General features: G+C 70.1%; 11 protein-coding genes. 8 read left to right on the forward strand and 3 right to left on the reverse strand.

Going from position 1 to position 14374, the window contains the following annotated elements; translation table 11 throughout:
• The 5 genes from VNN10_08875 to VNN10_08895 all read left to right on the forward strand — a co-directional run.
• On the forward strand, positions 1–1074 hold a 1074-nt coding region (locus VNN10_08875; protein HXH22130.1), incomplete at its 5' end, for a nitronate monooxygenase family protein.
• A 51-nt stretch (positions 1075–1125) separates the two neighbouring features.
• Complete coding sequence (locus tag VNN10_08880) at positions 1126–2412, forward strand: CoA transferase (protein ID HXH22131.1); 1287 nt, start codon at positions 1126–1128, stop codon at positions 2410–2412.
• A gap of 76 nt (positions 2413–2488) precedes the next feature.
• Entirely contained in the window at positions 2489–3772 is a 1284-nt protein-coding gene (locus VNN10_08885; protein ID HXH22132.1) for a CoA transferase, read from the forward strand.
• Between the two features lie 98 nt (positions 3773–3870).
• Positions 3871–6759 carry a helicase C-terminal domain-containing protein gene (locus VNN10_08890; GenBank protein ID HXH22133.1) on the forward strand — a complete coding sequence of 963 codons (2889 nt, stop codon included), beginning with the start codon at positions 3871–3873 and terminating at the stop codon, positions 6757–6759.
• On the forward strand, positions 6756–7295 hold the full coding sequence (locus VNN10_08895; GenBank protein HXH22134.1) for a hypothetical protein: 540 nt from the start codon (positions 6756–6758) through the stop codon (positions 7293–7295). Before VNN10_08890 ends, VNN10_08895 begins: the two co-directional genes overlap by 4 nt.
• Before the next feature lie 59 nt (positions 7296–7354).
• On the opposite strand, the gene VNN10_08900 is transcribed toward VNN10_08895, so the two are convergent.
• The 3 genes from VNN10_08900 to VNN10_08910 are packed head-to-tail and all read right to left on the reverse strand — an operon-like array spanning position 7355 to position 9217.
• Positions 7355–7696 carry a hypothetical protein gene (locus VNN10_08900; protein ID HXH22135.1) on the reverse strand — a complete coding sequence of 114 codons (342 nt, stop codon included), beginning with the start codon at positions 7694–7696 and terminating at the stop codon, positions 7355–7357.
• A gap of 1 nt (position 7697) precedes the next feature.
• Positions 7698–7928, reverse strand: a complete 231-nt coding sequence (locus tag VNN10_08905; protein ID HXH22136.1) for a hypothetical protein — start codon at positions 7926–7928, stop codon at positions 7698–7700.
• On the reverse strand, positions 7925–9217 hold the full coding sequence (locus VNN10_08910) for a hypothetical protein (GenBank protein HXH22137.1): 1293 nt from the start codon (positions 9215–9217) through the stop codon (positions 7925–7927). The genes VNN10_08905 and VNN10_08910 overlap by 4 nt, the downstream gene beginning before the upstream one ends.
• Before the next feature lie 301 nt (positions 9218–9518).
• Here VNN10_08910 and rnc point away from each other — a divergent pair, with 301 nt between their 5' ends.
• The 3 genes from rnc to VNN10_08925 form a co-directional block, all read left to right on the forward strand.
• Positions 9519–10232, forward strand: coding sequence for a ribonuclease III (gene rnc / locus VNN10_08915; GenBank protein ID HXH22138.1), 714 nt, complete (start codon positions 9519–9521; stop codon positions 10230–10232).
• Positions 10233–10269: 37 nt separating this feature from the next.
• The gene (gene smc, locus VNN10_08920) at positions 10270–13857 is read left to right on the forward strand and encodes a chromosome segregation protein SMC (GenBank protein HXH22139.1); all 3588 of its coding nucleotides are present in this window, start codon (positions 10270–10272) and stop codon (positions 13855–13857) included.
• 124 nt (positions 13858–13981) lie between these two features.
• On the forward strand, positions 13982–14374 hold a 393-nt coding region (locus tag VNN10_08925), incomplete at its 3' end, for a signal recognition particle receptor subunit alpha (GenBank protein HXH22140.1).

The raw sequence follows: 14374 nt of genomic DNA on the forward strand, positions 1-14374 counted from the left end.
GTTGCCGCGGTCTCGGAGGCAGGCGGGCTGGGTGTCCTCGGCGCGGCCGGGCTCGGGCCGGAGCAGATCCACGAGCAGTGCGCCAAGATCCGCAAGCTGACCAGCAAGCCCTTCGGCGTGGACATACTGCTGCCCGGGAACACGGCGGAGGCGCCCCCAATGTCTGCCGCAGGGCCCTCGCCGGGCAATGGCGCGCCGCGCTCGCCCCTGGACATGCTGCCGCCGCAGTACAAGGAGTGGGTGGAGAGCGCGATCGAGCGCTTCGGGCTGCAGCCGCCACCGCCGCCCCAGCCGCCGCCTGACAGGCAGGCCCAGGCCGCCGAAGCTCGCGACCGGCGCAGCCGCGAACTGCAGCAGGTCGAGGCGATCCTCGAGGAGCGGGTCGCGGTCTTCGCTTCCGGCCTCGGCAACCCGGCGCCCTATGTGCAGCGCTTCCACGATGTCGGGACGAAGGTCATGGCCCTCGTGGGCAACGTCAAGAATGCGCGGCGCGTCGCCGAAGGAGGCGCAGACGTAGTGGTCGCGCAGGGCTACGAAGCTGGCGGGCACACCGGTCGCATTGGCACCTTCGCCCTGGTGCCCCAGGTCGTCGACGCCGTCGCGCCGACGCCGGTGGTGGCCGCCGGCGGCGTCGGGGACGGTCGCGGGGTGGCCGCGGCGCTGGCCCTCGGGGCGCAGGGCGTCTGGGTCGGCACCGCGTTCCTGGCCACATACGAGGCGAACGTGCTCCCGGAGCTCAAGCAGCGCATCATCGAAGCCACGGAAGAGGACACGCGCGTCACGCGCCTCTACTCAGGCAAGACGATGCGCAACATCAACAACCCGCTGATCGAGTACTGGGAGGAGTCGGGTCTGCAGGCGCTACCCATGGGCATGCAGGGCATCGTCTCCGGCCGGGTGACAGCGGCGGCGCGGGCGTCTGGCAAGCCGGAGTTGATGATGAACCCGGCCGGCCAGATCAGCGGCATGCTGACGAAGATCCGGCCCGCGCGCGAGGTCCTGGAAGAGATGGTGGAGGGCGCGGTCAGGGTGCTGTCCGAGCTTTCGTCCAGCCGCGTCATCATTTCCGTTTAGGATGCAGCGCCAGTACTCTCCCCCGGCGGGAGCAGGCCGAAGGGGCAGGGGTTGCTACCGGTAACCGGCGATTCCTCAGCGCTCGACGATCTGCGCGTCCTCGACCTCGCGGGCGAGGAGGCGGTGTACTGCACGAAGCTCCTGGCGGACCTCGGGGCGGATGTAATCCGCGTCGAACCGCCGGGCGGTTCGCCGATCCGCCGCCTCGGCCCCTTCGTGGGCGATATCCGCGACCCTGAGCGCAGCATCCAGCATCTCTACTTCAACACCAGCAAGCGCGGCGTGACCCTGGACATCGCGAAGCCAGAGGGTCGAGAGCTTTTCCTAAAGCTCGCCGCCAGTGCCGACGTCATCGTGGAGAGCTTCAAGCCCGGCTTCCTGGCGTCCCTGGGCCTCGGATATGACGACCTCACGCGCGTGAAGCCGGACATCATCCTGACCTCCGTGACCGGCTTCGGGCAGACTGGCCCGCACTCCGGCTGGGAGTGGAGCGACCTCATCGACGTCGCGATGTCCGGGATCCTCACGCTTTCGGGCTTCGTAGACGCGCCGCCGTATCGGCCCTATCCGAGCCAGGCCTACTACTGCGCCGGCGTCGAAGCGGCCATCGGCACGTTGCTGGCGGTGACGGCCCGTGACCTCCAGGGTGAAGGGCAATGGGTCGACGTCAGCATCCAGGAGTCGCTTTCGATGGCGCAGGAGACGGCGATGCAGACGTGGGACTTCCTCCACCGCGCCCGGCGCCGCGTTGGCGGCGCCGAACAGGCGATACGTCTTGGCGGGCTGCAAGAGGTGGCGGACGGCTACGTCTTCTCGATGATCGGCCTTGCCGGCGCCGGCGCGCCCCTGGCCGCATTCGTGGAGTGGCTGGTGGAGGAGGGCGCCGCTGGCGACCTCGTCGAGTCCGGCGTGCTGGCGGACCTCAAAGAGGTCGCTTCTGCTGGCCGTGGCATGGCGCGCGACCCGGCGGTCATGCAGAGGATGCAGGGCCACATCGGCAAGGTCGCCGACCAGGCGAAGGTGTTCTTGAAGTCCCGCCGCAAGACGGAGATCTACGTGCGGGGCCAACAGCACGGCTTCCTGATCGGGGCGGCGAACGACCCGAAGGACATCGTCGAGAGCGAGCAGCTGATCGCGCGGGGCTGGTTCCAGGAGGTGCCGCACCCCGAACTCGGCATGACGATCAAGTTCCCCGGCGTCCCCTACCACCTCAGCGACTGCCCGGCGCGCGTACGCCGCCGCGCGCCACTGGTGGGTGAGCACAACGCAGAGGTCTACGGAGAGATTGGCGTGGGAGCCGGGGAGCTGGCTGCGCTGAAGGCGCGAGGGGTCGTGTGATGGCCGGGCGAACGCGTGGAGCCACTTCGGCCGCGCTCCGAGCGGCCGCGTGGCATTTGTCGGGGCGAGGGGCGTCATGAAGCCGCCGCTCGAGGGCATCCGTGTGGCGGACTTTTCGTGGTACGGGGCGGGCCCGATCGGCACGCAGACCCTGGCCTGGTACGGCGCGGAGGTCATCCGCGTCGAGTCGGAGGCGCGCGTGGACGGGCTGCGCACGACGCAGCCGGCGCCGCCGGGCAAGACCGGCTACAACGTGAGCGGCTACTACAACAACTTCAACTCGAACAAGCTCTCGTTCACGCTGAACATGTCGAAGCCGGGTGCGCGGGACATCGCCCTCCGCCTGATCGCGAAGAGCGACGTTGTGGTGGAGAACTACCAGGCCGGCGTCTTCGAGAAATGGGGCTTGAGCTACGAGGCGATGACGGCGGTGAAGCCGGACATCATCTTCGTGCGTCAGCCGGTGGCGGGCACGACGGGCCCGCATCGCGAGTTCTCTGCCTTCGGGGCCGTCATGACGCCGATAACCGGCCTCAGCCACCTTTCAGGCTACCCCGACCGCCCGCCGATCGGCGTCGGCACCAACTACCCCGACTACGTGATCAACCCGGGCCACCAGACGATAGCCGTCCTGGCGGCGCTGCGGCATCGCCGGCGGACGGGGCGGGGCCAGTACATCGAGATCGCTCAGCTCGAGTCGACGATGGCGGTGGTCGGGCCGGCGATCATCGATTACACGGCAAACGGCCGCGTCCAGACGCGCCAGGGCAACCGCCAGGAGAACGCGGCGCCGCATGGCGTTTTCCCCTGCCGGCCCAGGCCGACCACGCCTCCCATCGAAGGTGCGCCGCTGCCGCTGGGGATGACGCAGCCGCCGCCGGAAGAGGACCGCTGGATCGCTATCGCCGTGTTCACGGACGAGCAGTGGCGGGCGCTGAGGAAGGTCATGGGCGAGCCGGCCTGGGCGGCCGAACCGCGCTTCAGCACGCTCGAGGGGCGCAAGGCGAACGAGGACGAATTGGAACGCCTGGTGGCTGATTGGAGCCGTGACCAGGTGGCCGAGGAGTTGATGGAGCGCCTGCAGGCCGCCGGCGTGCCCGCGGGCGTCGTGCAGACCTCCGAGGACGTGCTGGACCACGATGAGCATCTGAAGGCGCGCGGCTATTACGTCTACCTGGACCACCTCGAGACCGGCCGCGCTGCCTACGACGGCTCCCCCTTCAAGATGTCGAAGACTCCTGGCGGCCCGGTGAGGCCGGCGCCGCTGCTCGGCGAGCACACGATGTACGTGGCGAAGGAGATCATCGGGCTGAGCGACGAGGAGATCGCGGACCTGGTGGCGGACCAGGTGCTGTACTAGCGGCCAGCGGTCGGCCTCCAGGGATCGGGGGGTGCAGCCCCTCTGGCGGCTTGAACGGGCATCACGTCACTCGCTAGAATGGCCGCGTCTTCGCCCATATGTTCGAGTTGGCCGCGCCTGCGGCCGGAGACTTTACGACGACGACCCGCTACGTCGCCTTGGACACTGAGACGACCGGCCGCGACCCCGACGCCGATGAGGTCATCGAGGTCGGCGCCGTGGCCTTTGACCTCGAAGGCGCAACCGAGACGTATCAGACCTTCGTCCGGCCCTATCGCCTGCCCGACTACCAGGTCGAGCGCCTGACGGGCATCCGCGCTGCCGACCTCGAGTCGGCGCCTCGATTCGCCTCCGTGGCGGGCGAGTTGCGCGAGTTCATAGGGTCGAGCCCGCTCGTCGGGCAGAACATCGCCTTCGACCTCGCCTTCCTCGAGCGCGGCGGCGTGGTGCCGCCGGGAGCGGCAATCGACACCTTCGAGCTGGCGCAACTCCTGCTTCCCGGCCTCAGCGACTACAGCCTGCGGGGCCTCGCCGCGCACCTGGGCATCGAGTTCCCCGTGCGGCACAGGGCCCTGGCCGACGCCGAGGCGTCCAGGCTCGTCTTCCTGGCGCTGCGCCAGCGGTTGGCGGAGTTGCCGTCGTGGCTGCTGGAGCAGGTCGGGCGGCTGGCGGCGGCGGGGGGCTGGTCCCTGGCGGCGGTGATCGCGGACGTGCTCGCCGCGGGCGGAGGGGCCGGGGACGGCCGCGCCGGCGCTTCGGCCGAGGAACTGCTCGCCCCGGCCGGCGAGCCGCCCAGGCCGTTGCAGGCTATCAAGGGCGCCGCTCCGGCCTCGGATACGGAGTCCCTGCGGCTGCTGTCGCTGGCGGCGAGCCTGCCGGAGCACTTCGGCGCCGGGTTCGAGCGGCGGTTGGAGCAGGAGGAGATGGCCGCAGCCGTGAGCCGCTCCCTGCGCGAGCGCCACCACCTGGTGGTCGAAGCGGGAACGGGTGTGGGCAAGTCGCTGGCTTACCTTCTGCCGGCGGCGCTGCACGCCGTGCGCACGGGCGAGCGGGTCGTCGTGTCGACCGATACGCTGGGTCTGCAGGAGCAGCTCTTCGCGAAGGACCTGCCGGTGGTACAGGAGTTGGTGCGCCGGGCCGAGGGACAAGAGCTGCGGACGGCGCAGCTCAAGGGCAGGCGCAATTACCTGTGCCTGCAGCGCTGGAGCGCATCGCGCTTCGCGCCGCCGGCGACGAAGGAGGAGGCCATACTGCAGGCGCGGCTCCTCGTCTGGCTGACGCGCACGCAGACGGGCGACCGCGCCGAACTGGGGCTGCATTCGAGCTTCGAGGGCGCCTGGTCGAAGCTGTCCGCGGAGGACACGGCCTGCCTCACGAACGGCTGCTCTTTCGCGCGCAGCGGCGCCTGCTTCCTGCTGCGGGCGCGGCGACGGGCCGAGGCCGCGCACATCCTGGTGGTGAACCACGCCCTGCTGCTGACCGACATAGCGACGGGCGGCCACGTCCTGCCGGCGTATTCACGCCTGGTGGTCGACGAGGCGCACAACCTGGAGGACGAGGCGACGAGCCGCCTCGCCTTCCGGGCGTCCGAGGGTGATGTCGCTGCCTTCCTCGACCGCATCGGCCGGCGCGCCGGCGACCGCGGCAGCCTCGTGCACTCGCTGCAGGAAGCGGCGCGCGGCTCGGGCGAGGTGCTCGGGCCGGGCGCCTATATCGCGGGTGTCGGCTCGGCGCTGCTGGACGCCGCCGGCAGGGCCCGGCAGCGGCTGTCGACGCCTTTCCGTCTTCTCAACCGGGTCCTGCGCGAGCACGGCGCCAGCGACCGCGAAACCGAGGAACGCCTGCTCATCACGCGCGCGACCCGCGTTCAGCCCCTGTGGTCGGATGTCCAGATCGCGGCCGAGGACCTGCATGCGGCCCTGCGACAACTGGCCGGCCTGCTGGCGGACGTACACGGGCTCCTGGAGAGCGCCGGCTACGGCCTCATGGACCAGGAGGGCCTGACGGCCGAGGTCGCCGGGCTATGGCAGGAGGCGTCTTCGCTGATGGAAGGACTTGGGGCGGCGCTCCTGAGCGAGGACGCAAGCCTCATCTGCTGGCTGGAGCGCGAGAGGGGGACCGGCGAAGTCGCTGTCTGCACCGCACCGCTCCAGGTCTCGGAGATCCTGAGGCGGGAGCTCTTCGAGAGAAAGGACAGCGTGGTCCTCACCAGCGCGACTTTGAGCGCCGAAGGTTCGTTCGCCTACCTCCGCGAGCGTGTGGGGCTGGACGAGGCGGAGGAGCTGCTGCTCGGGTCGCCGTTCGACTATCCCGAGTCGACGCTCATCGTGCTGCCGCGCGACTTGCCCGAGCCCAACGACCGCGAATATGCGCTGGAGACGGCGGAGCTGCTGGTCGAGGCCTGCCGGGCGAGCGGCGGCCGCGCCCTGCTGCTCTTCACCTCCTACGGGTCTCTCATGGCGGCGTACGAGCAGATCAAGGCGCCTTTGGAGAGCGAGGGCATCCTCGTGCTGGCCCACGGCGTCGACGGCTCGCCGCGGCAACTCCTCGCGGCGCTGCGCGAGAACAACCGCACCGTGCTCCTCGGGACGGCGTCGTTCTGGGAGGGCGTGGACGTGGCTGGCGAAGCCCTGTCGCTGCTGGTGATCGCGCGGCTGCCCTTCGCCGTGCCCACGGACCCCATCTACCAGGCGCGCTCGGCCCTGTATGACGAGCCTTTCGACCAGTACGCGCTGCCGCAGGCCGTCCTTCGCTTCCGCCAGGGATTCGGCCGTCTAATCCGTTCCCGGACCGACCGCGGCGTGCTGCTGGTCCTGGATACGCGCATCCGCAGCCGGAAGTACGGCGAGGCCTTTCTCCGCTCGCTGCCGCGCTGCACTGTCCGCGACCTCGCCGCGCGCGAGGTGCCGGGAGCAATCGAGGCCTGGCTGTCGCGGCCGCCCGCCGTGGCGGCAGCAGGCCGGGTCGAGCCGGCGCAAGCGAGTTGACGCAGCCTCAGCCTCTGTTCCGCGCCGGTGAGATAGCCGAGACCGCGCGCCTCGCGCTCTCTGCGGCAGGCAGGGACATCGTCGTGGGGATGACCTGGCTCGAGGGGGCGCTTGGACCGGAGTGGACGTTGGATGACCTCCTTGCGCACGTCCAGGCGGGCGATGCCACTCTGGTTAGCAAGCGATCGGGAGAGGCGGTAGGCCTCGTGGTGGTCCTTGCGCACGAACCGGAGCGAGGCGCGGCCTGCCTGCCGTTTGCCGGCATTGACCCGGCGGAGCGCTTCCGCGGCCTCGGCGGGGAGGCGGTCCTGGCGCTGGAGCGCCGGATCGAGGAGCGATGGGGGACACGGCGCTTCCTGGCGCCCGTGCCGGAAGGGCGCGGCCTGGCGGTGTACTTCTGGTTGCGCCTGGGCTACGGGCCCCTCACACGTAAGGACGCTCCCTGGGCGCCTGTGGGGCTCAACGGCAAGCCGGCGCCCGGGCTATGGATGGCGCGAGACGCTCAGGTCCGCGGGGGCAGTGCCCGGGGCGTGTGAGGGGCGAGCGCCGCCCTGCGCCCGGACTGCCACGTTGCGCATGAGGTCGCGCGAAGAGCTCAGGCGCGGCGCCGGCGGCGGCGCCGGCGCTGGGTATCGGGCTCCTCCGCGGCGGCGCGGGCGCGCGCGGCCAGGGCACGGCGTTCGCGCTCTTCTTCCTCCTCGCGCTCCTTGCGTTTCTCCTGACGGTAGCGGGCTATGGCCCGCGTCGTGAGGTGCGCGAGGCTGAAAGCGACGGCCATGAGGGACGCCAGGTAAACGATGTCGATCAGGCCGATGATGATGAGGATCGTGGCGAGGAACATGCCGAAGGAGAACCCGAAGAAGGTCGGGAAAGCGAAGAAGTCCCAGTCCGCCGGCTTGACGCCGGTCTTCGGCGGCTGGCGGCGGCGGCTCGACACCTCAGGCCTCGCGCCGGAGGGGCGCTTCGGCGCCGAACTCGCCCGCTTCCAGGCACTCGCGGCAGCCGAAGACCAGGTGGAGGCGCTCCTCGTGGATCCAGACCTCACCGCAGTCCTTGCCCGGGACGTCGATGCGCATCTGGAGGTGGAAGTCGCGGTGGCAGGCCAGGCAGCCGGCGACATTGGGTGCAACGAGCGCCTCCAGGCATACGTGGCAGATGGCCCCGGTCATCGATCTTGCCTCTTGCCTCGAGACTCTGTTCCTGGCGCCGTTAACGGCAGCTTCCTCCGCACCAGTTCCAATTCGTCCGCCCTGCTCCTCGCCTCGCCGGTAAGCCGCGCCACCCGGAGGTCCCGCAGGAGCGCGCCCAGCGCCGGTCCGCGCGGCACACCCATCGCCTCGAGGTCGTGCCCGTTAAGGGCCGGGCGCACCCGGCGCCAGTGCCGGAGGTATCGCAGGCAGCGCTCCCCGGCTGCGCCCCCCGTCTCGAGGGCGAAGGCCCAGATGGCAGCCGGTAGGAAGCCATCGAGCGCCTCCACGGCCTCCGGGATGGCCAGGTCTGGCTGCTCAAGCTTATCCGACATCTCTTGCAGGCGCACGAGGTCGGCCAGCACGCGCTCGAGACGGCCCGTGAGGTGCAGGCGCTCCGAAAGGACGCGCACGTCACCGGCGTCGCGGCAGCGCGAGACGAGGCAGATCCCGAGCTCCTCGACGGGCGCGAGGTGCTCGGCCGCGATGGCTTGCCGCCAGGCGGGAAAGACTGAGGGCTCGGGCGCGAGCAGGGGGTGAATCGCCGCGAGGATGCCGAGATCGCGCGCGCGGGCAATGGCATCCACCGCCGACGGCTCTTTGAAGGCAAGGGTCAGCTCCCGCCGCAGCCTCGCGCCGCTGACGTTATCCAGGAAGCGGAGGTCGCGGCGAATCAGGGCGGCAGTCCCGGGCTCGATGTCGAAGCCCAGGCGGGCGGCGTACCGGCAGGCGCGGAGCATGCGCGTGGCATCGTCCTGGAAGCTGCGGTCGTGAAGCACGCGGACGAGGCGGCGGCCGGTGTCGGCGACGCCGCCGTGGGGGTCCAGCAGCTCGCCCGCGGGCTGCGTCAGGCGGAGCGCCATGGCGTTCACGCTGAAGTCGCGGCGGGCGAGGTCCTCCAGGACCGAAGCGGCCTCGACTTCAGGGAGCGCGCCCGGGCGCGGATAGCGCTCCCGGCGCGTGCGGGCGAGGTCGATCCTGAAGCCTTCGCCGCGCAGGGTCGACGTGGCGAAGCGGCCGTGACGGACCAGGCGCAGGCCTGTCGCGGCCTCGAGGCGAGCGGTAAGGACGTCGAGGTCTCCTTCAACCGCGAGGTCGATGTCAGAGGCGCGGCGGCCTAGGAGCAGGTCGCGAACCGGCCCTCCGACGAGGAAGAGGGCGGCCCCGGCCTCGCCAGCAGCTCGCGTTGCGGCTTCGACGGCCGCGGCCTCGGCCTGGCTCAGGCCAGCGCGGAAGCGGTCCAGGAGATCGAGACGAATGGTGGATGCCATCGAAACTGCGATATTGATTATACGCTTTCCCAGCTTTGTCCTTGACACCCCGGCAACAGCGCCCCTATGATCCCGACGGCTTGAGCCGAAGCCCGCGCCTCGGCCGGGGCCGACCTTACTACCCGGTGCCCGCTCATCTTGCTATTGGTCCATCCGGCGGACCAGTCGCGGGATAAGAGGGTGGCGGCGTTGGGGGAGAACGGGTGCCCGCCCGCCCATGCCAGGTCTACTTGCATCTCAACGACAGGACGTACTGGCTGTGGGGCGCGCGCAGCGCGGTCCCCCTGACGGCGGGCGCGGCGTGACGTTCGAGGAGAGCGTCGAGGCTGCCATCGGCATCGTCTTCAAGAACCGCGCCATCCTGCGCGAAGCCTTCGTCCATCGTTCCTACCTGAACGAAAACCCGGCCGAGGGCCTGCAGTCCAACGAGCGCCTGGAATTCCTCGGCGACGCCGTCCTGAGCTACGTGGTCGCGGAGCGCCTGTTTCGCGACTGTCCCACCTGCACCGAAGGCGACCTCACGGAGTGGCGCGGCCACCTCGTGAAGCGCGACAGCCTGGCGAACTTCGCCCGTAAGCTCGGTCTCGGGGACTATCTCCTGCTCGGCAGGGGCGAAGAGGCCGCCGGTGGCCGCGCCCGGGCGGCGAACCTCGCCGGCCTGTTCGAGGCGCTGGTGGGCGCGATCGCGATCGACCGCGGGCTATCGCAGGCGCGCAAGTTCATCATGAACGCCATCGGCGACGAAATACGACACCTCAACCGGCGTCCGACGCCCATCGACCCGAAGTCGCGCCTGCAGGAGGTCGTGCAGGCGCGCTGGCAGCGGGCGCCTTCGTACCGGACCGTGCACGAAGAAGGCCCGGAGCACCGCAAGGTGTTCACCGTGGAGGTAAGCGTTCAGGGGCGAGTCCTCGCCAGCGGCGTCGGGCTGAGCAAGCAGGAAGCCGAGCGGCAAGCAGCCGGGCGGGCGCTGGAGCGGCTGGCCTCCGAGGCTGAGGCTGGAGGGCAGGCATGAGCAGCCCCTCGGCCCCGGACTATGAGGGGAAGCGCGCATGTACCTGAAACGCCTGGAGCTACAGGGGTTCAAGAGCTTCCTCTCCCGCACCGTCTTCGAGTTCGGCCCCGGCATCACGGCGATCGTCGGGCCCAACGGCTCCGGCAAGAGCAACGTCGCCGAGTCGCTGCGCTGGGTCCTGGGCGAGCAGGCGGCGCGCAACCTCCGCGCCCGGCGGTTGGAAGACGTCATCTTCTCCGGCTCAAGCCAGAAGGCAGCCGTCGGCATGGCAGAGGTGTCGATCACGCTCGACAACTCCGACAACTGGCTGCCGGTCGATTACTCGGAGGTGGTCGTCTCGCGCCGCGCCTACAGGAGCGGCGAAAGCGAATACCTGATCAACAAGGCAAAGGTCCGGCTGCGCGACGTGCTGGACCTGTTCCTGCGCGCCCAGGTGGGGCAGAACAGCTACGCCTTCATGGGCCAGGGGCTCGTGGAAGAAGTGCTGGTCATGCGTCCCGACGAGCGGCGCCGCCTCCTGGAAGAGGCTGCGGACGTGCGGCTCCTGCGTAACCGACTCGACGAGGCGCGTGACCGGCTGGCGGCGACGCGTGAAAACCTGGAGCGCGTGAACCTGCTCCTGGACGAAATCGGGCCGCGCCTCCAGCACCTGGAGAAACAGGCGAGCCGCGCCGCGGAGCACGAGGCCCTTGCCCGCGAGTTGGCGCAGGCCCTGCACGCGCTCTACGGCCAGCTCTGGGGCGAGGCGCAGGAGGCCCTCGCCGCCAGCCGCGCCGCTGCCGACCAGAAGCAGCAGGCGCTCACACTCGCCCGCCGCGAGGCGAAGGCGTGCGAGGAAGGTCTCGCCGCGCTTTCGGCAGCGATCGAGGAACACGAGAAGGAGCTTGCCGCCCGCCGGCGCCGTGAACGGGAGCTGAGCGACCGGGTCCACAGCCTGGAACAGAGGCTCGGCTTCGACCGCGAGCGCATCGAGGCGCACCTTGTCCGCAAGCGCGAGATCGATGAGGAGCTGCAGTCGCTCCGGGCCGAGCGCGCCGACGTGCAACGCTCGCTCGAGGCGGCGCGCCTGCGCGAGCTGGCGTTGAAGCCCGAGATCGAAGAAGCGAAGGCGCTCATAGAGACGCGGCGCCAGGAACTGAACGCCCTGGAGCAGGAGAACGCCGGCCTCCGCCGGCGCATCGCGGAAGCGGAGGAGCGCATCGAACGCGCCCGCCGCGCCGCGGCCGAGGCCGAGAGCACCCTCAACCGCCTGGGCGACGAAGAGGACCGAGTACAGGCTGACGCGCTCCGGCGCCAGAGCCAGAGGCGGGAGCTGATCAGCCAACTCGCAGCCTACGGGCGCGAGTTCAGGGGCCACCTCGAGCGGCTCCACGCGCTCGAGCGGGAGGTCTCGGAGGCGCAGCAGGAGCGTGCCGGCCTCACGGCCATGGTCGAGGCGGGGCGTGCCGCCGTCGCCGGCCTCGAGGCGCAGGCGGGGGAGGTGGCCACGCGACTGATGCAGCTCCACGCCCGCTACGAGATGCTGCGCCGCTTCCAGGCCGTGCAGGAGGGCGTCGATGCCGGTGTGCGGACCCTGATGGGCGACGGCCGCCAGGCCGCGGTCGAGGGTCTGCTCGGGCTGGTCCGCGACCTGGTGCGGGTACCGCCGGGCCTGGAGCGGGCCATCGAGGCAGCGTTAGCGGAGAACGTCCAGGCGCTGGTGTTCGAAAACCTTGCCGCCGCGATGAACGCGATCGAGGTCCTGGAGAGCCGGGAAGCGGGCCGCGCCCTCATGTACCCACTCGACACACTGCGGGCGATGCCACCGGTGAACCTCATGCGCGAGAAGGGCGTCATCGGGGTCGCCTCACGCCTCGTCCGCTGTGAGAACCGCTTCCGGCCGCTCATCGACACCCTTCTCGGCCGGACGATAGTCGTCGAGACCTTCCCGTTAGCCCAGCAAGTGCTGAGACGGGGCATGGGGTCCGTGGTGACGCTCGAAGGTGTGCTGCTGCGGCCCGGTGGGGCCTTAAGCGGCGGCGTCTCCAGGGCATCGGAGGAGGCCTTCACGAGGCAGCGCGAGCTCGACGACCTGCCGAACGAGATCGCGATGGTGGAGTCACGCCAGCAAGAGATCGAGGCCCATCTGCGGCGGGAGCGCGACTCGCTAGCGGGCGCGAGCGCAGCGCTGGCACGGGTGGAACCGCGGCTGGAGTCTCTGAGAGAAGAGCTCGGGCGCCGCCAGGCCGCGCTGCTCGAAAGCCGGGGCCGCCTGATCTTGCTGCGCAGCGAGGCGCGCTCGCTCTGGTCCGAATTGCGGCGGGGCGAGACGGGCCACACGGACTGGCGCGAGCGGCGCGACCAGCTGCGCGCCGAGCGAGAGAGGGCGCTGGCGGACCTGAAGTCGGTAGGCGACGCGCTGGAGAAAGACCGCACCGCCGCCGCGACCCTGACCGCGCGCCGCAACCAGGCGATCGACGCGGTCTCTGAGGCGGCTGCGGCCCACGCCGACCTCGAGGGCGAGGCAAAGTCGCTTGCCCGCCAGGTAGAAATGCTGCAGGCGGGCCTCGCCAGGATCGAGGCGCAGATCAAGGGCCGCGAAGAGTCGCTCAGGGCCCTCGACTCCGAAGTGCAGGGCCTGCGCGCCCGCGTGGAGGCGCAGGCTGAAGAACAGAAGTCGGCCCAGGAGCTGCTCTCGCAGCTGCTGGCAGAAATGGAGCCGGCGGAGCAGGAGTTCCAGCACCTCCAGGGCCGGGAGAAGAGCATGCGGGAGCAGCTCGCCGCCGCGAGCTCACGCTTGCTAGCGGCAGAACGCGCGCACATGGAAGCGGAGGCCAGCGTCAAGCTGCACTCGGACGAGCTCGATCAGCTGCGCGATGCCATGGCCGCCGAGGGCTTCCGGCCCGAGGGCAACGCCGTAGTCATCGCCGACGCCCCGATGCAGGCTCGCGGCCTGCCACCGATCCGCGGCGGCGCAAACGTTGACGTTGTCGAGCTGCGGGAGCGCATTGCCGAGCTGCGGCGGCAGATCCGCGCCCTGGGCCCGGTGAACGAGCAGGCCGCGGCGGACTTCTCGGAAAGCAAGGAGCGCTACGACTTCCTGAAGGGCCAGGTCGACGACCTTTCGGAAGCCGAGAAGACGTTGCTCTCCGCCATCGACGAGCTGGAGACGAACATCCGTGACCGCCTGAAGTCGACCTTCGCTGTCGTGGACCGCGGCTTCCAGCGCTACTTCGAGCAGTTCTTCGCCGGCGGGAAGGCTCGCCTCCAGATGACGCAGCCGGAGGACTACGCGAATTCCGGCCTCGAGATCATCGCGCAGCCGCCGGGCAAGCGCGTAAGCACGCTGGCCATGCTGTCGGGCGGCGAGCGGGCGCTTACCGCTGTCGCCCTGCTCCTGGCCCTCCTGGACGCGCACCCCTCGCCGATCTGCGTGCTGGACGAAGTGGACGCGGCGCTGGACGAGGCGAACGTCGGCCGCTTCGTGGAGGCGGTGCGGGAGCTGGCGCAGAAGACGCAGTTCATCATCATCACCCACAATCCGCGAACCATCGAGGCCGCGGACGTGATTTACGGCGTCTCCATGGGCCCGGACAACACGTCCAAGGTCCTCTCCTTGCGGCTCAGCGACCCGCAGCCGGAGTGAGGCCGCCCCGCATTCAACTCGCGCTCACCGAGGACCGCGGTCTCCGCGTCCCGGCCGGAGGCCGGTGCGACCGGACTACCGGCCGCCGGCCATGCTCTATGATCGAAATTGGAGGTAGTGCCTAGTGCCGTTTTTTCGTCGTCGCCCGAAGCAGGACGCCCCCGAGCGCGAGACTGAGGCTGCCGTTGCGATAGAGCCGCTGGCGGAGGAGCCAAGCGAGGCCCAGCGCATCGCCGAGCAGAAGACGGAGCAGGCGCTGGCGCGGACGCGGCGCAGCTGGTTCGGCCGCATTGCGAGCATCCTCGACCGGGGGAGGATCGACGAGGACCTCTGGCTGGAGCTGGAGGAGATCATGCTGGGCGCAGACGTCGGCCTTCGGACGACCGAGAAGATCCTGGCCCGGGTGCGCGAGCGCGTCGAGAAGGAGCGCGTTCGCGAGGCCCACGAGGTGCGGCAGCTCCTCAAGGACGAGATGGTCGACCTTCTGGACTCGGTCCCGCTGAGGGGTGCGCTCTGG

This window comes from Dehalococcoidia bacterium, assembly GCA_035574915.1.
GTDB lineage: Bacteria > Chloroflexota > Dehalococcoidia > DSTF01 > WHTK01 > DATLYJ01.